The organism is Sphingomonas sp. GW821-FHT10F11 (assembly GCF_058809095.1).
The window spans coordinates 151,606-171,821 of sequence record NZ_JBXASH010000006.1 but is presented as its reverse complement, the minus strand read 5'-3'; the positions used below and the strand labels follow the sequence as shown (position 1 = coordinate 171,821).

The 20,216-nt window shown below is 68.1% G+C and carries 17 protein-coding genes and 1 tRNA gene; 2 read left to right on the top strand and 16 right to left on the bottom strand.

What is annotated here, in order from left to right; all coding sequences use genetic code 11:
- Positions 1-577 precede the first annotated feature (577 nt).
- Together AC1RT8_RS17890 and AC1RT8_RS17885 are read right to left on the bottom strand one after the other, a co-directional pair.
- A complete protein-coding gene (locus tag AC1RT8_RS17890) occupies positions 578-1,387 on the bottom strand; it encodes a response regulator (RefSeq protein WP_493077091.1) in 810 nt (269 codons plus the stop codon).
- Entirely contained in the window at positions 1,384-5,379 is a 3,996-nt protein-coding gene (locus AC1RT8_RS17885; RefSeq protein ID WP_493077089.1) for a GAF domain-containing protein, read from the bottom strand. The genes AC1RT8_RS17890 and AC1RT8_RS17885 overlap by 4 nt, the downstream gene beginning before the upstream one ends.
- A 162-nt stretch (positions 5,380-5,541) precedes the next feature.
- Between AC1RT8_RS17885 and AC1RT8_RS17880 the strand changes: the two genes are divergently transcribed.
- Entirely contained in the window at positions 5,542-6,225 is a 684-nt protein-coding gene (locus tag AC1RT8_RS17880) for a LysR family substrate-binding domain-containing protein (RefSeq protein ID WP_493077087.1), read from the top strand.
- A 9-nt stretch (positions 6,226-6,234) separates the two neighbouring features.
- Here the strand turns inward: AC1RT8_RS17880 and AC1RT8_RS17875 are convergent, their stop codons facing one another.
- The 7 genes from AC1RT8_RS17875 to folK all read right to left on the bottom strand — a co-directional run bounded on the left by AC1RT8_RS17875 (position 6,235) and on the right by folK (position 14,745).
- A complete protein-coding gene (locus AC1RT8_RS17875) occupies positions 6,235-7,599 on the bottom strand; it encodes a sensor histidine kinase (protein WP_493077086.1) in 1,365 nt (454 codons plus the stop codon).
- On the bottom strand, positions 7,599-8,279 hold the full coding sequence (locus tag AC1RT8_RS17870; protein ID WP_493077084.1) for a response regulator: 681 nt from the start codon (positions 8,277-8,279) through the stop codon (positions 7,599-7,601). The genes AC1RT8_RS17875 and AC1RT8_RS17870 overlap by 1 nt, the downstream gene beginning before the upstream one ends.
- Positions 8,280-8,289: 10 nt before the next feature.
- Positions 8,290-9,732, bottom strand: coding sequence for an efflux transporter outer membrane subunit (locus tag AC1RT8_RS17865; RefSeq protein WP_493077082.1), 1,443 nt, complete (start codon positions 9,730-9,732; stop codon positions 8,290-8,292).
- A complete protein-coding gene (locus AC1RT8_RS17860; RefSeq protein ID WP_493077080.1) occupies positions 9,729-12,845 on the bottom strand; it encodes an efflux RND transporter permease subunit in 3,117 nt (1,038 codons plus the stop codon). Before AC1RT8_RS17860 ends, AC1RT8_RS17865 begins: the two co-directional genes overlap by 4 nt.
- Before the next feature lie 7 nt (positions 12,846-12,852).
- The gene (locus tag AC1RT8_RS17855; protein WP_493077079.1) at positions 12,853-13,842 is read right to left on the bottom strand and encodes an efflux RND transporter periplasmic adaptor subunit; all 990 of its coding nucleotides are present in this window, start codon (positions 13,840-13,842) and stop codon (positions 12,853-12,855) included.
- Positions 13,843-14,167: 325 nt separating this feature from the next.
- Positions 14,168-14,243 (bottom strand) — tRNA-Lys (locus tag AC1RT8_RS17850).
- Positions 14,244-14,259: 16 nt separating this feature from the next.
- Positions 14,260-14,745 (bottom strand): 2-amino-4-hydroxy-6-hydroxymethyldihydropteridine diphosphokinase, encoded by a 486-nt coding sequence (gene folK / locus AC1RT8_RS17845; protein ID WP_493077077.1) that lies wholly within the window; start codon positions 14,743-14,745, stop codon positions 14,260-14,262.
- Positions 14,746-14,768: 23 nt separating this feature from the next.
- On the opposite strand from folK, the gene AC1RT8_RS17840 reads away from it, so the two are divergent.
- A complete protein-coding gene (locus AC1RT8_RS17840) occupies positions 14,769-15,425 on the top strand; it encodes a uracil-DNA glycosylase (RefSeq protein WP_493077076.1) in 657 nt (218 codons plus the stop codon).
- On the opposite strand, the gene AC1RT8_RS17835 is transcribed toward AC1RT8_RS17840, so the two are convergent.
- From AC1RT8_RS17835 to AC1RT8_RS17805, 7 genes are all read right to left on the bottom strand, one after another.
- Positions 15,422-15,697, bottom strand: coding sequence for a hypothetical protein (locus AC1RT8_RS17835; protein WP_493077075.1), 276 nt, complete (start codon positions 15,695-15,697; stop codon positions 15,422-15,424). The two genes, AC1RT8_RS17840 and AC1RT8_RS17835, sit on opposite strands and share 4 nt — an antisense overlap.
- 52 nt (positions 15,698-15,749) lie before the next feature.
- A complete protein-coding gene (locus tag AC1RT8_RS17830; RefSeq protein ID WP_493077073.1) occupies positions 15,750-16,247 on the bottom strand; it encodes a DUF4384 domain-containing protein in 498 nt (165 codons plus the stop codon).
- A gap of 4 nt (positions 16,248-16,251) precedes the next feature.
- Positions 16,252-17,364 carry a hypothetical protein gene (locus tag AC1RT8_RS17825; protein ID WP_493077071.1) on the bottom strand — a complete coding sequence of 371 codons (1,113 nt, stop codon included), beginning with the start codon at positions 17,362-17,364 and terminating at the stop codon, positions 16,252-16,254.
- An 8-nt stretch (positions 17,365-17,372) separates the two neighbouring features.
- Complete coding sequence (locus AC1RT8_RS17820; RefSeq protein WP_493077069.1) at positions 17,373-17,909, bottom strand: hypothetical protein; 537 nt, start codon at positions 17,907-17,909, stop codon at positions 17,373-17,375.
- A 68-nt stretch (positions 17,910-17,977) separates the two neighbouring features.
- Positions 17,978-18,895 carry a hypothetical protein gene (locus AC1RT8_RS17815; protein WP_493077068.1) on the bottom strand — a complete coding sequence of 306 codons (918 nt, stop codon included), beginning with the start codon at positions 18,893-18,895 and terminating at the stop codon, positions 17,978-17,980.
- Positions 18,896-19,146: 251 nt separating this feature from the next.
- Positions 19,147-19,569 carry a hypothetical protein gene (locus AC1RT8_RS17810; RefSeq protein ID WP_493077067.1) on the bottom strand — a complete coding sequence of 141 codons (423 nt, stop codon included), beginning with the start codon at positions 19,567-19,569 and terminating at the stop codon, positions 19,147-19,149.
- Between the two features lie 236 nt (positions 19,570-19,805).
- The gene (locus AC1RT8_RS17805) at positions 19,806-20,120 is read right to left on the bottom strand and encodes a hypothetical protein (protein ID WP_493077066.1); all 315 of its coding nucleotides are present in this window, start codon (positions 20,118-20,120) and stop codon (positions 19,806-19,808) included.
- Between the last annotated feature and the right edge of the window lie 96 nt (positions 20,121-20,216).

Sequence of the window (20,216 nt, the reverse complement as noted above, 5' to 3'; positions counted from 1 at the left end):
CGGACGAATGCGACCGGAATGGGGGTATCCACTCCCTGTTCCTTCCCCGGCGAAGGCCGGGGTCCAGTTGGAAAGGCTTCCGTAACGGCGTGCGCCGCCAGTTTACTGCTGTCCCCCGACTGGGCCCCGGCCTTCGCCGGGGAAGAAGTAAGGGGAGAGGCGGAAGCAACCAGCCCCAAACGCAAATCGGCCACCCGAACACGAGGTCCGGATGGCCGATGCTGGCGCCGCCAGTGAGGGGCAAAGGCGAACGCGGCGTACCGTCGTCGCCGGGGGGGCTTGGTTAGACGGTACGCGACTCTATTGGCGCATCCGCATTTTCTTGTCCGCAGCGCTGCGACGGCGGTGCGACGAATCTGTTGCGGTGCGGCAAGGCCAAAAGAAGAAGGGGATTCACGCGAAGACGCGAAGGCGCGAAGAGGGTTCGGCAGGATAGCTCGCCTGTTCACCAGAAATGCGCCGATCAGGCAGCGATGGGACCAGGGCGACTGGCCTCTCGCGCGACTTCTTCGTACCTTCGCGTCTTCGCGTGAATCTATCGCGGCCTATTACGAGAGGCCGCGCGTCGTTATTCAAGCTACGCTTTCAGTCGGTGGCGCACCTCGCCCCAGTGGCGCGGGCCGACGCGGACAACCGCGCCGGATTTGAGCTCCAGCACCATGTGCCGTCCGATCGCGCTGATCCGCAGCACCGAGCCGGGCCGGACAAAGGCCGAGCGATGGACGCGGATCATCTGCGCCGGATCGAGCCCCTGTTCGAGCGCGCCCATGGTGATGCGGATCATGTGACTGCGTTCGGGCGTGTGGAGCAGCGCATAGTCCTTGGCCGCCTCGATCCATTCGATCGTGTCCACCGGCACCCGGATCTCGCCGCGCGAGGTGGGGATCCAGAATTCCTCCTGATAGTTGCCGCGCGCGGGCGGCACCTCCGCCTCGTCGTCATTGTCGGCGACGCCCCCGACCGGCGTTTCGGCCGGCGCGGTCGCGGCCAGCCGGCGCAGCACCGAACGGATTCGGGCGAGCAATTCGCGCGGCTCGAACGGCTTCATGATATAGTCGTCGGCACCGAGTTCGAGCCCGACGACCCGATCGATCACGTCGCGCCGGGCGGTGAGCATGACGATGCCGATCGTCGGGTTCAGCGCGCGCAAGCGGCGGGCGATACTGAAGCCGTCCTCGTCGGGCATGGTCACGTCGAGCACGACCAGGGTGGGCATGCCGCGCCCCAGGATGACATCGAGATCGGCGCCGCCGCCGGCCTCGTCGACATCCATGCCCTGCTCGCGCAGATAGGCGGCGACCGGCTCGCGCAGGTCCTCCTCGTCATCGACGACGACGATGTGGGGGACGATGTGGGAGACGATGTGCGGATTGGCTTGGGTGGTCATGCGAGATCCATCTGCTTGAGGAACCGATGCACCGCATCGGGCATGAAGGGTTTTTCGAGGACGGGGCGTTTGACCCCGTCGAGGAAGCGCGCGGCCGCGACGCCCAATGTATCGCCGGTGGCGAAGGCGACGCGGTCGAGCAGGTCGGGGCGTTCGGCCGCGATCCAGGCATATAGCTGCGGTCCATCGATGCCGGGCATGCGCAGGTCGCTGATGATCAGGTCGTACTGGCCGCCCGCGAGCTTCTCCCGCGCCGCGCCGCCGCCGACCGCGATGTCGCAGGCGAACCCTTCGATCGAGAGGAAGTCGGCGAGCGATTCGGCGATCTCCTGCTCGTCGTCGACGACCAGGGCTTTGCGTGCGGGAACCTCGACCTCGGGGGCGGGCTCCTCCGCAACGGCGGGCAGGGGGCGATCGGCGTCGATCGGCAGGGTCAGGCGGAAACAGGCGCCGCGGGGGGCGGGCACCAGCTCGAGCCGGCCGCCATGCGCCTCGGCCAACCCTTGAGAGAAGGACAGGCCGACGCCGGTGCCCTGGCCCTGCGGCTTGGTGGTGAAGAAGGGCTCGAAGACGCGGCGGCGCGCCTCTTCCGGGATGCCCGGGCCATTGTCGGCGACCTCGAGGATGACGGTGCCGGGATCGTCGCCGATCGAGGTGCGCATTGTCAGCGCGCGATCGGGCACGCCGGCCTCGACCAGCGCCTGTTGCGCGTTGACGATCAGGTTGATGATGATCTGGTGGAGCTGGTCCGAATCCGCCGAGATGTTGGGCAACGCGGGCGCGAGATCGCGGGTGGCGGCGATGCCGTCGTTGCGCAGGCCGTATTCGGCAAGGTCGTAGGCGGCATTGGCCACCGCGTTGAGATCGACCGGTTCGCGCTCGGGGCGTTTCTGGCGCGCCATGGCGAGGAAGGTCTGGACGATGCGCGCGCAGCGATCGGCGGCGCGGCGGATCTTCTGCGCGCGCTCGGCCAGCTCGCCGCCGCGCGACTGGCGCTCCATCATCACCGCCTGGGCGACGACGATCGACAGCGGGTTGTTGAGCTCGTGGCTGACGCCGGCGAGCAGCGAGCCGAGCGCTGACAATTTCTCGGTCTGGTAGAGCGCCTCGCGCGAGCGGGCCAGATCGGCCTCGGCGCGCTTGCGTTCGGTCAGGTCGAGGGTGAAGCCGCCGGTCCGTGCAACGCCCGCGCCGGTGATCGGGAAGACCATCGACAGGACATGGGCGACGTCCCCCATGCCCTTGAGCGCGATCTCGGCGCTGGCGACCTGGCCATTCTGGGCAAGCTCCTCCAGCCGGTTGAGCTCGCCCGTGATGTCAGGTGGGAAAATCTCGTCGGTATGCGCGCCGTGCAACTCCTCCGGGGTCCGGCCGAGCGCCTTGGCGAATTCCGGATTGACGCGGATATAGCGTCCCTCGCCATTCTTCAGGTGCATCGCGACCGGCGCGTTCTCGAGGAAAGCGGAAAGCTGCGCCTCGCTTTCGGCGAGCCGTTCCTCCGAATGGGCGCGTTCCAGCACGGCGAGCGTGCGATCGGCGAGGTCGCGGACCAGATCGACCTCGCTGTCGGTCCAGACCCGGGGTGTGTCCTGCTGGACCGAGAGCACCGCGACGATCGCGCCGGCGCGCATCATCGGCAGGGTCAGCACGGCCGCGATCTGGAGCGAGTCGAACAGGGGCCGGTTGCTCTCGTCGAAACGGGGGTCGGTCGCGACGTCGTTCACCCGGACCGGCAGGCCGCTCATATGCGCGGCGGCCAGCCTGGTGCCGAGCGCGGCCGAGGGGTAGCGCTGGTTGACGATGCTCGGCAGGCCGGTGGTCCATTCCTGCAGGATGCAGAGCGTGGTGCCGTCATCGTCGGTCTCGGCGAAATTGGTGCGCATCGCGCCGAGATGCTCGCCAAGTGCGGCCAGGGTTTCGGCGAGGATGTCGCGCGCGCCGTTCTGCTGGCGGATGCGGTCGTTCCAGGACAGCAGAAAGGCCTGGTTGCGCTCGCGTTCCTGCAGCGCGGCCTGGGCATAAGCGCGTTCGAGCGCCACCCAGGTGCGTTCGGCGATGTCGCGGATCACCTGGATCTCGCTGTCGCGCCAGCGCCGCGCTTCCTTGTGCTGCACCGATAGCGCCGAGCGCATGCGACCGCCCTGGACCAAAGGCACGCTGACAAAGGCCTGGATGTCGGCGCCCTGGTACCGCGCGACCACGGGCGGCTCGAGCCGGGGGTCGGTGGCGACGTCCTCGTAGCGGATGATCTCGCCGGCGGTCCATTCGCGGTCGACCGCGGCGCCGACGCTCTGGAGCAGGAAGCTGTTGCCGCGGATGCTGGAGACGCCATCGCGCCACTCGCCCGTCACGGTGAACATCTTGCCGCTGGCGTCGCATTCGGCATAGGTCGTGCGCGTGGCGCCGAGATGCTTGCCCAGCCATTCGAGCGTGGTCGCCATGATCGCCTCGGGCGAGGCCTCGCCGCGAACCCTGTCGCTCCAGTCGATCAGAAAGGCCTGGTGCCGTTCGCGTTCGAGCAGCTCGGCCTCGGCACGGGCACGTTCGAGCATTACCCAGACGCGTTCGGCCAGGTCGCGGAGAAGCTGGATCTCGCCGTCGCGCCAGCGGCGCGGCGTGCTGTTCTGCACCGACAGGGCGGAGCGGACCTTGCCGTTCTCGATCAGCGGGATGCTGACGAACGCCTGGATCTCCGCCGCGAGATAAGCGGGCACGCGGGCTTCCTCGATGCGCGGATCGGTGACGACATCGTCATAGCGGACGATCGCGCCCGCAACCCATTCCTGCTCGACCGTGTCGCCGACCTCGTCGAGCGAGAAGCTGGTGCCGGCGATGCTGATCACGTCCCGACCCCATTCGCCCAGGATATCGAAGGTCCGCCCGCCGGTATCGCTTTCGGAGAAGGTCGCGCGGCTGACGCCGAGATGGCTGCCCAGCGCCTCGAGCGTCGTCTGCATGATCGCATCGGGCGAGGCCTGGCCGCGCACCAGGTCGCTCCAGGCGAGCAGGAAGGCCTGGTTGCGCTCGCGTTCCTGCAGCGCCGCCTCGGCGCTGGCGCGGGAGAGGGTGGCCCAGACGCGCTCGGCCAGCTCCTCGCACAATTCGATCTCGTCGCGGGTCCAGATCCGCGGGGCACTGTCGAGCACCGCCAGCATCGCGACCGGCCGGCCTTCCTTGACGATCGGCACGTTGATGCTCGACCGCGTGCCCATCAGGTCGGCGGCACGCTGCACCGGATCGTCCGGGCTGCGGCCGAGCGTGCGGTTGTCCTCGATCGCGTGGCTCTGGTGCCAGTCGTCGCGCTGGGCGAGGCTGGCAAAGGCCTGGTTCAGCGCGAAGCGGTTGGCCGCGCCATCCTGGGGCACGCCGCCCATGGCGTGGAAGACCTTGAGCGTCTTCGGGTCGCCCCCCTCGTTCCCGCCATAGAGCAGATGCGGAATGCCGAGATGCTCGGCCAGGATGCGCGACAGGCCGGTCAGGATCGCATCGGCATTGTTCAGGTCGCGCGACTGGTCGTGGAAGGCGCGCAGCACTGCCTGGCGCCGGTCATGCGCCTGCTTGTCGCTGAAATCGATCTGGACTCCGCACCAGCGCACCACCGTGCCCGAGGCGTCGCGGATCGGTACCGCCTTGCTGAGAAAGGGGCGATAGCTCCCGTCGGGGCAGCGCATCCGCAGCAGCACTGTCGAGGTCTCGCCCGCGTCCCAGGATTGTTTCCAGGTCTTCAGCGCGAGCGGCAGGTCGTCGGGGTGGCAGATCTCGCTGGGGTCGCCCTGCTCGGCGCGTGTGCCGCCGAACATCTCGTGCCACTGGCTGTTGGCCCAGCGCAGCACGGCATTCTCGTCGCCGACCCAGCACAGGCCGGGCAGGTTCTCCGCGAGCATGCGGAACTGCTCCTCGCTTTCGCGCAGTTCGGCGATGGCGCTGAGCTGGGACAGCGCATCGAGCGATTCGGGGTCGCGAATGGCGTCGGTGCCGGGTCGATCCTGCATGGTTGCTCTGCCCCTCTTGGCCGGCATGATAGCGCCATTTCGGCGCTTTACAGAAGGGCGGGTCTGCGGCCCGGTCGCGGGCGATGTCGGCTTCGTCGCAGCTTCGTCGCTTTCGTCGCAAGCCGCAGCCACCACGCCGCTGGAGGGCGCAGGATTAATGCCATGGAAAGTGTATCCGCCGGCTTCGGCATCAATGCACCAAAGGGCGCAGAATCCCTTCGAAATCTTGCAGTGGGGTGTTTCGCGTCGATCTGTCGCGACCGGCTGGCCGACGAACTGCTGGTGTTCTCGCGCGGCCGGCCGGAGGTCGATATCGGGGTGCACGAGATGCAGCGCGCGGCGCTGCTCCCGGCGCTCCGGACCGGAGACCTCTCGCTAGCGGTCTTGCCGGGCACGCCCGAGCCGGGGACGCATTCGATCGGGCTGTGGCACGACCGGGTGCTGGTCGCGATGCCGGCGGGCCACAGGCTGGCGGCGTCGCAGGCGATCATGCCGGCGGATTTGCGCGACGAGATCTTCCTGACCTCGCAGCAGCAGTTCGGCGGCGACATGCACCGCTTCCTGGCGCAGCGCATCCTGCCGATCGGGCCAGCGCTCAACACGACGATCATCGATCTCGGCCCGCCCAAACTCCTCGATCGGGTCGCGCAGGGCCAGGGTATCGCGCTGATCAGTGGCAGCCATGAGGAATTGCTGGGCGATGGCGTCGTGGTGCGGCCGGTCGATGCGGCCGGCGCGCTGTTCCCGGTGCGCGCCTATTGGACCGAGGAAGGGCCGGCCGAGCCGCTGGCGGGCCTGATCGGCAGCCTGAGGGCGCGAGCGCGTCCGGTGGGTGTCGCACGATAAGGGGTGCGATCAGGGCGTCGCAGCGCCCTTGCCGTCAAAGGCGATCGTGACGCGCAGGCCGGGCGCATTGTCGGTCAAGGCCAGCGTCGCGAAATGGGCGCGCGCCACGGCCGCGATCAGGCTCATGCCCAGGCCATGGCCGGGCTCCGACCGGCTTGCCTCCAGGCGGATGAAGCGCTCCAGCACGCGCTCCCGGTCTTCGGCCGGAACGCCCGGACCGTCATCGGCGGCGATGAATGTGGTCACGCCCTCGTGCTCGGCCAGCGCGATGCTCACGGTCGTGCCGCGCGGGGTATGGTGCAGCACATTCTCGATCAGGTTGGCGATCATCTGGGCGAGCAGGTGCCGGTCGCCGACGACCGGGAAGGGCCTTTCCGCCAGGGTGACGATGACATGGCCGCTCGCTTCGGCATCGGCGCGGAACGCATCCGCCACGCGCCCGACCACCTCGGCAAGGTCGACCGGGCGAAACGCCGAGCGGACCTGATAGGTCTCGATCTCCGAGATGCGCAGGATGGCGGAGAACAGGTCGAGGATCTCCTCGCCCGATTCGGCCGCGGCCCGGATCGCCTCGCGATAGCCCGCGGCGTCAAGGTCCTGCGCCAGCGCCATCTCGAGCGCCTGTTTCTGGCGCGAGAGCGGGGTGCGCAGGTCATGCGCAATGTCGCTCGACACCTGCTGGAGATTCTCGAGCAGCGCCTGGTTGCGGTCGAGCATGCGGTTCAACGTCTCGGACAGCCGGTCGAACTCGTTGCCCGACATGTCGTGTGGCACGCGGCGGTCGAGGTCGCCGTCGATAATCGCCTCGGCCGTCGTGCTGATCCGGTCGAGCCGCCGGCGCACGACGAGCCCGAAGATCATGGCACAGCCGACCCCGATCACCAGGATGATGCCGAACGCGATCAGGAAAAGCTGGATGATGGTGGCGTCGATCTCGTCGATCGGCGTACGATCGGCGGCGACCACCAGCGAACGGCCTCCCTCGAGCGGCGTCACCAGCGCCTGGGCGATCTCGTCGCTGTTTTCCTGCAGGTCGGTATAGGGCAGCAATTCATGCCAGCCGGGCGCGGCGAGCTTCGCGTTGAACTTGCCCGCGATCTTCCGGCCCGACCGGTCGAACAGCATATAGCCCATGCCGCTGGTGCGGTGGCCGTCCTCGCGCCGCTCGATCGCGGTGATCAGCGCGGGAACGCCGCGCTGCTCCACGGTCATCAGCAGATGGTGAGTCTCCGCCTCGATCCGCTGGTCGAGCTGCTTCTCCAGCGCCTCGTGCGAGACGAAATAGACGAGGCCGCCAAGCGCGACCGTCGCGACGCTGAGCGCGAGGCTGGCAAGCAGCGCCAGCCCGAAGATCGAGCGGGGCAGGCGTCGCATCACTCGGCGCGGATCGTGTAACCGGCGCCGCGGACGGTGACGATCGCATCGCTGTCGAACCCGGCGTTCAGCTTGGCGCGCAACCGGCTGATATGAGTCTCGACGATGTTGGTGCGGGGATCGAAGTCGAAATCCCAGATCCGTTCGAGCAGCATCGTGCGCGTCATGATCCTGTCCGAATTGCGCATCAGTTCTTCGAGCATCAGCACTTCGCGCGGCTGCAGGTCGACGCGCCGCCCGCCGCGTTTCACCGTGCGCCGGCGCAGGTCGAGTTCGATATCGCGCACGCGCAGCACCGTTTCGGAGGTTGTCGGCGCCGCATTGGGCCGCCGCGCGATCACGTTCAGCCGCGCCAGCAGCTCGGTGAAGGCGAAGGGCTTGACCAGATAATCGTCGGCGCCGCTTTCCAGCCCTTCGACGCGATCGGAAATCTTGCTCATCGCGGTCAGCAGCATGGTCGGCGTGGCGATGCCGGCCACACGCAGCATCTTGAGCACGGTCAGGCCATCGAGCCCCGGCAGCATGCGGTCGAGCACGATCGCGTCATAGGACTCCTGCGAGGCGCGGAACAGCGCGTCATGCCCGTTGGCGACGGTCGCGACGACATGGCCCGCCTCGACGAGGCCGCGCGTGACATAGTCGGCGGTGTCGCGATCGTCTTCTGCAACCAGGATCTTCATGGCAGGATAATCATCGGACATGGCCTTGACGCGCCGGGTGTGTGCTTTCCGTACCGGGGGGCGCGGACTCAGTCCAACCCCAGCCCCCGCCCAGCGCGCGGAACAGCGCAACCTGGCTCTGGGCGACCCTCAAATCCGATGCCGCAAGCAGCGCGCCGGTGTCGTTGCGCGTCCGCTCGGCGTCGATCACGATGAGATAATTGTCCGCGCCGAGCCGGAAGCGGGCGTTGGAGCGGATGATCACCTTTTCCGACTCGCCGAGCGCGGTCCGCAATGCCGCATTGCGCTGCTGTTCCGCGTCATAATCGGCAAGCGCCGTCTCGACCTCGCGCAGGGCGCGCAGCATGGCGACATCCCAGGCGGCAAGCGCTGCCTGCTCGGTGCCCCTGGCCGAGGCGATCCTCGCCCGGGCGCCGGTCTGGTTGGGAAACGCCCAGCTGACCAGCGGCGTCAGGAATGCGGTGAGGTCGCCGGCGAGCAGCCCGGCCGATCCGCCGAGCTGAATCCGCGGATAGAGATCGGCGGTGGCGACGCCGATGCGCGAAGTGGCGGCAGCGAGCCGGTGCTCGGCCTCGCGGATATCGGGGCGCCGCGCGATCAGCGCGGCGCCGTCGCCGACCGGCAGCGCCTGACGGACGACCGGGATGGTCTTGCAGCCCAGAGCGAGCTCCGCGGCGCCGGCCGGCGGCAGGCCCTGCAGCGTGGCGAGCTGGAACAGCGCGCGCAGCCGATCCGCCTCGAACGCCGGCACGACGGCGCGGGCGCGATCGAGCAATGCCTGGGCCTGCGCCAGTTCGAGCGGCGACACCTCGCCTGCCCGAAGCTGCTCGCTCACCAGGTCGTGGCTCTTCTGCTGCGCGGCGAGCTGCGCTTTGGCGACCCGGCCGTTCGCGATCGCGCCGCACGCATTCACATAGGCAGCGACCGTATCGGCAATGACGGCGACGCGGATCGAGTCGCGCGCTGCCTCGCTCGCCTCGAGATCGGCACGGGCGGCGCCGGTGGCGGAGCGCAGCCGGCCGAACAGGTCGACCTCATAGGCAATTGTCGCGGCGATGTCATAGCTCGATTTCGGCACGACCGCGGTGCTCGGCTGGCGCGATGCCGGGCTCGGCCCGGCGCCGCTTTCGATCACGGTATTGGGGAGCTGTGCCGCCTTCGCGCTGCGCACCGCGGCACGGGCGACCTCGAGATTGCCCAGCGCCACCCGGATATCGGCATTGGCGGCGAGCGCCCGGCGGACATGTTCTTCCAGCACGGGGTCGGCGAACAGCCGCCACCAGTCCTCGGGCACCGGGGCCTGGGCGATGCCGGCGCCGGTCGCGCCGAGGAACTTGCCCTGCGCCTGGGGCGGCGCGGCCGGGCCGGCCGGGCCGGGGCGGGAGCCGCCGGCACAGGCCGCGACCATGGTCAGGCCGGCCAGGACCGGCAGGGTGCGAAGGCGCGTCATCATGCCGGAATCTCCTTTCCTTCGACCGAGTCGGCGGTTTCGTCGTCGGGCCTGCGTTCCTCCCGGCCGAACCGGGCGTAGAGCGCGGGCATCAGCAGCAGGTTGAGCGCGGTCGAGCTGATCAGGCCGCCCAGGATGACGAGCGCCATGGGATGCTCGATCTCATGCCCCGGCGCGTCGCCGCGCACGACCAGCGGCATCAGCGCCAGCGCCGCGCAGGACGCCGTCATCAGGATCGGGATCAGCCGCTCCTCGGCGCCGCGCACCAGCAGGCGCGGCCCCCAGGCCTCGCCTTCCTCATGTTCGAGATGGCGATAATGGCTGATCAGCATGATGCCGTTGCGCGCCGAGATGCCGAGCACGGTGACGAAGCCGACCAGCGAGCCAAGCGACATCACCCCGCCCGACAGCAGCACCGCGACGACCCCGCCGACCAGCGCGAAGGGCAGGCTGATCCCGACCAGCGCAGTGACCCGCAACGAGCGGAATTCGAGCCAGATCAGCAACAGGATGCCGACCAGGCAGAGCGCCCCGAGCAGCATGAGCTGCCGGCGCGACTGCTGCAGCGCCTGGAACTCGCCGATCACTTCTGGATGATAGCCGGTGGCGAAGGGGTAGGCATCGACCCGTTGTTGCACCGTGCGCGCCACGCTGCCCAGGTCCGATCCCGAGATGTTCATCGTCACGTCGATGCGGCGCGACCCGTTCTCGCGCTTGATCTCGTTCGCCGCCGGCATGACCAGCACATCGGCGACCTGATCGAGCCGGACCGAGGTTCCGGCCGGGGTCTGGACGATCGCATTGCGGATCGAGGCGATGTCCGACCGGGCCGAGGCCACGCCCCACACGACCACATCGGCGCTGCGGTTGCCCTCATAGAGTTCGCCGACCTTGGTACCCTGGATCAGGGTCGCGGCGGCGCGGCGGACATCGCCCGTGGTCATGCCGTAGCTTGCCAGGGCGCCGGGGCGCGCGCGAATCTGGATCTGGGGGATCTGGGTCTGCATCTCGACCTTGAGCTCGCTCGCGCCGTCGATGCCCTCCAGCTTGCCCTTGAGCTTGTCCGCGGTCTGCCGCAGCGTGGCGACATCGGGGCCATAGATGCGGACCACGATGCTGGCGCCGGCGCCCGACAGCACTTCCTTGATGCGTTCGCGCAGATAGGTGAGCACGTCGCGGTACAGGCCGGGATAGCCGTCGATCACTGACTGGATCTTCGCGACCGACTTGTCGTAATCGGCGCGCTCGTCGAGGCTGATCCACAACTCGGTGAAGTTCGGGCCGTAGACTTCGTCGCCTGCCTCGGCGCGGCCGATATGCGACCCGAAATTGCGCACGCCGGGAATCTCGCGCAGCTCCTTCGAGGCGCGGATGGTGATGCGCTCCATCGCCTCGACCGAGGTGCCGGGCTTCTCGACGAAATGCATCAGGAAGTCGGTCTCGCGGAAATTCGGCAGGAACTGGTCCTTGAAGGTCGCATAGCCGATGCCGGCACCGATCAGCCCGGCCGCGATGATGCCCATCGCCAGGCTCGGGCGGCCGATGATGCGCGGCAGGAAGGCGCGGTACCGCCCCTTGAGCTTCTGCACGAGCTTCGGTTCGTCATGGACCTTCGCGGCCTTGGGCAACAGGAACAGGCACAGCGCCGGCGTGACGGTGAGCGCGACGAGCAGCGAGCAGCCGATCGCCAGCACATAGGCGGTTGCCAGCGGCCGGAAGAAGGTGCCCGAGACGCCGCCCAGGAAGAAGATCGGCAGAAACACGAGCATCACGATCAGGCTGGCGAAGACGACCGCGCTGCGCACTTCGAGCGAGGCGCCGAGCACCACCGCGAAGGCGGACCTTGGCGAGCCCGCCTCGCGGTTGAGCCGCAGGCGCCGCCCGATATTCTCCACATCGATGATCGCATCGTCGACGATCTCGCCCAGCGCGATGACCAGGCCGGCGATGACCATGGTGTTGATGCTCATGCCGCTGCGCGCCAGCACCAGCGCGGCACCGAGCAGCGACAGCGGGATGGCGACCAGGCTGATCGTCGCCGAGCGCCAGTCGCGGGTGAACAGGATCAGCACGATCGCGACCAGGAGGCAGCCGATCCACAGCGCCTCGGTCAGATTGCCGATCGAGCGTTCGATGAAGGTGGCGGGGCGGAAGATGGTCGAATCGACCTCGACGCCCTTGAGGCCGGGCTTGAGCTCGGCAAGCGCCGCCTCGACGCCGCGCGTCACCGCCAGCGTGTTGCCGCCCTGCTGCTTCTCGACGATCAGCAGGATGCCCGGACCGTTGTTGATGATCGCACTGCCGATCGGCGCGGCATGGCCTTCCGTGACGACAGCGACGTCGCCGAGCCGGATCGCGGCATTGTTCGCCAGCTTCACCACGGTCTGGGCGAGATCGTCCGCGCCGACGATCGGGGAGAGATGGCGGACGGCGATGCGCTGGTTGGGTGTGTCGACGAAGCCGCCGCCCAGGGTGACCACCGCGTCGCCTGCGGCCTTCTGCACTTCGGCGATGGTGACGCCCATCTGCTGCAGCCGGGCGGGGTCGATCAGCACCTGGAGCTGGCGGTCGCGCTGGCCCCAGACGGCGACATTGGCGACACCGGGCACGCCCATCAGCTTGGGGCGGATCGTCCAGCGGACCAGCTCGGACAGCTGGATCTGGGTGAGTTCCTTCGAGGTGATGCCGATCTTCATCGCGCGGCTGGTCGCCGACAAGGGCGGCAGCATGGTCGGCGGGCGGACATTGGTCGGCAGGCGTGGCGCGGCGACCGCCACGCGTTCCTGCACGAGCTGCCGCGCGCGGATGATGTCGGTGCCCTCCTTGAAGATCATCTGCACCGAGGAAAGGCCGAGCACCGACTTGGAGCGCAGGGTGGCGAGGCCGGGCGTGCCGTTCACCGCGAATTCGAGCGGCGTAGTGACCAGTGCCTCGACCTCTTCGGTCGACAGGCCGGGCGCTTCGGTCTGCACCTCGACCATCGGCGGGGCGAATTCCGGGAAGACGTCGAGTGGCACGTCCCGGCTTGCCTGGATACCGAAGATGACGAGGACGAGCGCGATCGCGATGACGAGCACGCGCTGCCGAAGCGCGGTCGTGATGAGCCAGTTCAGCATGCCGCCCTCACTTCGCGCCGAATTCGGTGCCGAACAGCTCGGCGGCACCAGCCGTGACGACTTCGTCGCCCGACTTCAGGCCCATGGCGAGAAGCGCGGTGCCCGAGGTGATCGAGGCGACCTGGACTCGGCGCCGCTCGAAGGCGTGCGGTGCGACCCGGGCATAGACCCATTCGCCGCCATAAGCGTCGTGCAGGATCGCCGAGGCCGGGACGGTCAGCGCCCGCGTGACGCCGCCGGTCGCCGGCAATTCGACCGCGACGCGCTGGCCGACGCCGAAGCCGCCGATATTGGGGATGGCATAATAGAGATCGATGCTGCCGACCGTCGCATTGGACGAAGGCGGCGCGGCGACGGGGCGGCCGGTGAGCGCCCGCGTGTCGCCGAGCGAACGGATCGTCGCGCGGCCGGCCCGGTCGATCCTCCCCATGTCGGCCGCGAGCACGGTCGCGCGCACCCATAGGGTCGATTGGCGCCCGAGCGACGAGACCGAGGCGCCGAGCAGCCGGCGTTGCGTGCGCGCGGTGGCCAGGTCCGCCTGGGCGACCGCCGCCACCGCCGCGGCATCGTCTCGCGCCTTGGTGCTGCCGGCCTGTTCCTGCACCAGCGCCTCGGCGCGCTGTGCGTTGATCTGCGCGATACGCGCCTGCGCCGCGGCACGCGCCACATCGCCATCGGCGCGCGCCTGGTTGCCGGCCAGCGCCATGAGATCGGTCGCGGTGGTGATCGGCACGCCCCCGCCGGAAGCTGGCGGCACCACGATCTCGCCGTGCGTGGAGACGATCGCACGATCCTCGCCGGTGCCGGCCCGGGCGATGGCGATGCCCAGCCGCCGCTCCGCTTCCTCGGTGAGGGTGATCTTCATCAGCTCGGTCTCGTGCGCGACCGGGTCGACTTTGGCCGGCTTGCTGTCGCCATGGCCCGAACCGCCACTGCCGCATGCGGACAAGGTCAGCAGGATCGAACATGATCCCATGAAGCAGCGTGACATCGACATTGGCTGGTCTCCGCGAACGGGATGGATTGGGCAGGGAGAAGAGGGTGCCGCTGTCCGGACAGCGCATCGCAGGAGAACGAGATCACCGCTGCGCCGGCCTGTCGGGCGTGGATGGCGCGGGTGCGCCGTTCGTGCTGCTCTTCTCCGGATCTGCTTCGACCCCGGGGGCCTAGGCGATCGACCCTTCGTGACGGCCTACCGGAACTATACAAAATGCGAAGCTTGCGCGCGCCGCGGACGCGGCCACTGTCGTGATGGTGCAGGAATTCCGTACGCGCGAAAGCGGGCGCCTTTGTTAGGCGGCGATGGCCCGTACGGCGGATGGTGGTGGGCCCGTCGGGATTCGAACCCGAGACCTACAGATTAAAAGTCCGTTGCTCTACCAACTGAGCTACGGGCCCCGACCAGGGACGCGCGTTACGAGCGGCGCGGGCGGCGGTCAACCGCGCGTGCGCGCGCCGCGAGCTGGCGGACCGTCAGGCCAGTGACCGGATCGCGCCAGGCCGGGACCAGGCTGACCAGCGGATCGAGCACGAAGCGGCGCTGGCGAAAGGCGCGGTGCGGCACCGTCAGCTCGGCATCCGACCAGATGCCGCCCGACCAGAGGATGATGTCGAGATCGACGACGCGGGCGCCCCAGCGCCGGCCGGAACGGCGGCCGAAATCGCGTTCGATCGATTTGAGTCGGGCGAGCAGCTCGGGCGGCGATTCGGGCGAATCGAGGATCAGCGCGGCATTGGCGAAGCGGCGCGACGAGGGGCCGAGCGGGGGCTTGGGGAAGAAGCGCGACACCGCGACGACCGGCCCGAGCGTGGCGATCGCCGCGCGCAGTTCCGCCTCGGGCCGGCCATGGCGGCCCGGGCGGTTCGATCCGATCGCGATGGCATATCTTGTTATCGGCACGCGGACGTGCGTAGCGCCATGTGATGTTCGCCCCAAGCCCGATCCCCGACACCGAGCCGTCCCGCGATTGCCCGCTCTGCCCGCGCCTTGCGGCGTATCGCGAGACGGTTCGGGCCGAGCAGCCCGACTGGTGGAACGCACCGGTGCCGGCATGGGGCGATCCCGAGGCCTGGCTGGTGATTATCGGCCTGGCGCCGGGCAAGCAGGGCGCCAATCGGACCGGACGGCCCTTCACGGGTGACGGATCGGGCGCACTGCTGTTCAGGGCGCTCGGCAACCATGGGCTGGCGAGCGGCGACTATGAGGGTACGCCCGACGATTCGTTGCGGCTGAACGGGGCGATGATCCTCAACGCCGTCAAATGCCTGCCCCCGCAGAACAAGCCGGCGCCCGAGGAGATCCGCACCTGCCGGCATTTCCTGGAGGGGCAGGTCGCCGCCTTGCCCAGGGCGCGGGTGTTCGTGGCGCTGGGGCAGATCGCGCATCAGTCGGCGGTGAAGATATTGGGCGGGAAGCTGCCGAAATGCCGCTTCGCGCATCTCGCCGAGCACCGCGTGCCCGACGGACGCCTGTTGATCGATAGCTATCACTGCTCGCGCTACAACCAGAATACCGGCCGGCTGACCGACGAGATGTTCGATGCGGTGTTTGCCCGGGCGCTCGAGCTGCGGCCCGGTTAAAGCGCCAGCACCAGCACCGCGACGAGCAGGGTAACGATGCCGAGCAGGAAGATGCGATCGGCCCAGGCCTCCCAGCGATCGAGTTCGAGCGGGGAGCGGATCGAGAGATAGGACAGGCCGCAGCTCGCACTGAAGCAGACCGCGCTGAACCACGCGACCTCGTCGGCGAAGGATTTCTGCGCCTGGTTGGTGATGTGCAGGCCGGCGATGATGAGCAGGGTGATGCCGAGCAGATTCGACGCGGCGTTCAGGATGTGCGTTGTCTTCTGCATCAGCGCGGCCATGGCCATGCCAAGCTGAACCCGGTCGGAACGGTGCGCAGGTTCAGCGTGCGACGATCCGATAGCTGAGCTTGACGTCCTCTCGCCCGGCCCGCCCGGGAAGGCGCGCGTCCGCGCTGTCGATCGACCGTGAGGCATCCGGGGCGCTGCGCGCGATGACGTGCAGTTCGGTCGTGCCCGCGGGGGGACCAAGGGTGAAATTCTGGCCGGCCGCAGGCAGCCTGAGCGGCCGCCCCGGGCCGACCGCGACGGTCTGGCCGCGTGCCGGGACGATCTTGTTCAATGTGCCCGCGGCGTCGAGCTCCCAGATCTCGATGATCGCGTCTCGGTCGGTGGTGATGGTGAGCCCCAGTTGCTCCCCGATCGCATAGACCGGTTCGGCGCGGTTGAACGAAACGCGGAGGCCGATCGGGCGGGTATCGGCGCTGCTTTTCGCCGAGCCGCCGGCAATGCCGCGCCCGACATCGTCCTGCGTCGGCAGAGCGGCGGCCACGGTCGCGGCGATCAATCCGATGGCGGCGGCACGGATCAGGAGATTCATGTCATCAGTCCTTCTTCGCCTGCGCGGCACGCAGGGCCCTCGCCTTGACCAGCCATTGTTGCGCCTCGTTCGGATCCCGCGGCTCGATCGTCCCGTCCATCAGGACATAGCCGATATCCTCCGCGGCGGCAGCCGATCCTGCCGCCGCCGCGCGCTTCAGCCACACGAGCGCGGCCGCGACCGTCGAGCGATCATCGGGTCGCGATTGCCACAGGCGGCGGCCATGGGCTGCCATGCCGTCGACATCGCCAAGATCGGCCGCACGTTTCCATTCGTCGCCGGCCATCGCCTCGCTGCCGTTGAGGGCGAGCGTCTGGGCGAAGAGGAAGTGAAGGCGTGCGTCGCCCGGCTGCCGATGCGTCGCGCGCTCGCATGCCCGGACGGCGCGCGCGAGATCGGCCGGCGGCGGCGCTTGCGCAGGCAAGGCGGCGGCGCTGGCGCGGCAGGCGCGCGCGTCGCGCAGGTCATAATATCCCCAGGCCGCGGCGATGCCGCCTGCGCTCAACGCCACGCCCGCCAGCGTCCCGAACACGATGCGGTGGCGCTTGCGGGAGTCGATCACGCGCCACAGGATGGCAGCATCATATACCGTTTTGCAGGGCAGCAGACGCAGCTCGCCGCGTTGTTGTGCCTGTTCGAGGCCCTCACGGATCGCCGGATCGGCATCGAGCCAATTTTCGGTGGGGAAGGCGAAGTCCAGTGCCTCACTCCGCCCGGCCACATGAGCGATCACTGCCTCCACCTTGGCGGCGAAGCCCTCGACGCCACCGACCGCGCCGCTGCCGCGTGGGACGATGCAGCCGGTGGCGATGACCGGTGCGGCCGATGCCCCGGGGCGCCGGGCACGCTGGTCGGCGATCGCCAGCGCGAGGCCATAGCTCTTCCCGCCAAAGCCCTTGCCGCTGAAGACGACCGTGACGCCGTCGAGCCGGCCGGCGGGCGGATCGGCGGCGCGCGCGTCCAGCAGGATGTCGATCACGTCCGGGTAGCCCGGGGCAATCGCGAAGCGTTCGTTGCGGTCGAGTGCCACGAGCCGCTCGACATGCAGCGTCGGAAACTCCACGCCGCGCGGACCGACGACCGGGAAGGACGCGCTGCGGACGATCGGCGTGGCCACTACCTTGCTCAATACAGGTCGATGATCAGGCGATGCTCGCGCAGCCGCTCGCGCGGGCCGGTGGTGTCGTCCTCCCAGAAGCCGTCAAGGCCGCCATGCCGGTCGAGCACGCCTTCGAGCCACACCAGGCCGCCGCTGTCGGAGACCTTTATCGAGATGCCGGCCGGCAGTTCCTCGAATGCCTCCGCCGTCAGTTGCAAGGTGATCATCCAGCGGCCGGTGGCTGCGTTGTGGACCATGCGCATCGAGACGCCCGAGGCCGAGAAGGTCTCGAAATCGCTGTCGCTATCGGCCGCCATCCGTTCAAGCTCCGTCGAAAATCCGCGGTCGGACCAGCGGCGTTTCGCGGCCGCGAGCGCCTCGGCGCGCAGCCGCAGGAAGATCGAGCGCGCGGCCGGCGAGATCCACACCATGCGTGCGAGATCGTCGGGCAACTCGGCCGAACCTCTCAACGCCTCCCGCACGCGCAAGGCGAAGGCGAGATCGTCGAACGGTTCGTCCGGTTCGACCTGCCGGTCGAGAACCTCGGCCATAAGCCGGGACATGGTTGCTTTCATCGTCTCTTCTCTCTTCTTTCCTGTGTCGACACGGCGGGAACCTTCCCGTTCCGGTGTCAGATTTCATCCCATGAGGAGCGATAGCCCGTCGGTCCGCCGAAGCCGTCCGCCGCCTTCGCGGTCAGGCAATCCCGCAGCGCCTCGAGCGCGCGTTCAAGCACGCGGTAAAAACGCCGGCGCTCGATCGACAGCCGCTGGCAGAAGCCCGCCACGCTGAATTCGACGGGATCGCCCAGCTTGAAGTTCACGTCGACGAACCGGCGCTGCTCATCTTCCAGCTCGTCGAGGCACTCGGCGAGATTGATCGCCAAATCTTCCACGTTCGGCAGCGCCTCGACGAGCGTCGGCGGGCGGCGTTCATATTCGCCCTCCTCCTCCATTTCCTCGGTGCCGCAATCCGGGCAGAATTCGTGGAAATAATCCTCGATGCTCTCCAGCGTGCGGGGCAGGTTGCGGTCGGTCGCGTGATGCTCCCTGATATGCGCGGCCAGATCGATGAAATGATCCATCGTGCAGCGGCCCGCGGCATGGCTGGTCGCCCCGTCATCATCCCGCGCGAGCGTGCGGCTGATCGCATCGAGCCGCCCCCAGGTTTTGCCGCGATGCTCGGTGCCGCCGATATAGGCGTCCCGCATCCGCGTCAGGCCGCGTTTGAAGACGAGGGTGCGGACCGCGGCGGCCTGGTCGCCGCCGATCATCGCGCCGGCCTGTTCGAGGCATTGCCGAAGCGGCGCCGGATCGGCGAACAGGCTCATCGCAGTGCTGAACAGCGCATCACGGCCCTGGCGCCGTGCGTCGAAATCCTTGAGGACCGCGGCGATGAACTCGTGCCAGCTCGCGTCGCTTGCTGCCCCGGCTGAAGCGATCTCGGTGAATATTGCCTCGCTATGGCGAAGAGCGATCACTCGAATCGTGTCCCTGAAATAGGGCCAGCGATAGGCAAGCCATTGCAGTTCTTCCGCAGTCGTCCGCATGAATTGCCCCCCGGCTATTGCGCGGCGGACGCTCCTATGGCGCTTTGGTCGAGTCAATCCCGAACAATGGAGCGGCAAACGACTGATTGAACCAAAACCGATCTTGTCGATCGTCGAAGCGGAGCGAATGGTGATTGGCCAATGGGCGGGGCGGTTCGAGCCGACACTTCCGAATTCTTGAGGTCCGGTCGAATCGGTGACGCGGCGATCCTGCCCGAAGCGTCGAAACGCCTCGGGCAGTGCGGTCGCCATCAGCATTCGCTCGAGCTGATCGTGCCGTTGATGTTGCAGGCCGATCTGCTTCCGATCGCGATCGCGGTGACGGCTTTTCCGGATTTCACCCGGATGGTCGGGTGTCCGCCAATCTGCACGTCCCCGGTGACCTGGCCGCTGATGTCGCGGACACACGCTTCCTCCGTCACGTCGATCGCGGCGTGATCACGCCTGACGGGGCGGCATTCCTCCAGGACATAGCCATTGTTGCGACCAATGACGGTAGCGCGGCTGCCGATCGCCACGGCGGTCACCACGCCTTGCTGCTGGACCGCGATGTCGGGGCTCTCGGAGGCCGGCGCGCGGCATGCGTCATGCGCCATTGCCGGGTCCGTTGCCGCAACGAGGGCGGCGGCGATCGTCAGGCCGGCGGCCAGCCTTGTATAGATGGTACGGGTCATGATCTTTCCCCTGATGCGGCGAAGCGAATTTCGCCTGGCAAAAGGGATTTGCGGGGGGCGATCGCCATTCTGTGCGCGCCGGCAGCAGAAAAATTATCAGCGGTTCCTACCCGGGCAAACGACATCAGCCCCCCGCACAGCAATCGTGCGGAGGGCTGATTCAGATGGCGGATCGAGGGATGGGATGCGGTCAGGGCTATCGATGGCACTGGGTGCCATCGATAGCCAGTGTCGGATCAGCAAGGGTTGGAGCTGATCGAGCCGTTGAGGTTGCAGGCCGTGGAGTGGCTGATCGCAACGGCGGTCGTCACCTTCTTGCGGGTGGCCTTGATCGTGAGGTTCCCGCCGATGTTGACGTCGCCCGAGACCGAACCATTGGCGTTGACGGCACGCGAATGCTCGATCGCCACCGCGGTGACGACACCGCTTTCGGTTGCGGTGATGTCGGCGTTGCCGCCGATGACCACGCCGTCACCCTTTGCCGCAGAGGCGGGGGCGGCTGCGACCAGGACCAGGATCAGCGCGGTGCCGGTGATGAACTGGGTCTTCATAATCCGTTCCTTCTCATTGAAGAGCGTGTTGACCGGCCGGGTGTCCCCCCGCCGTATCCTGGTGTTGGGAGGGGGCTTTTCGGGTTGTGCGCGACC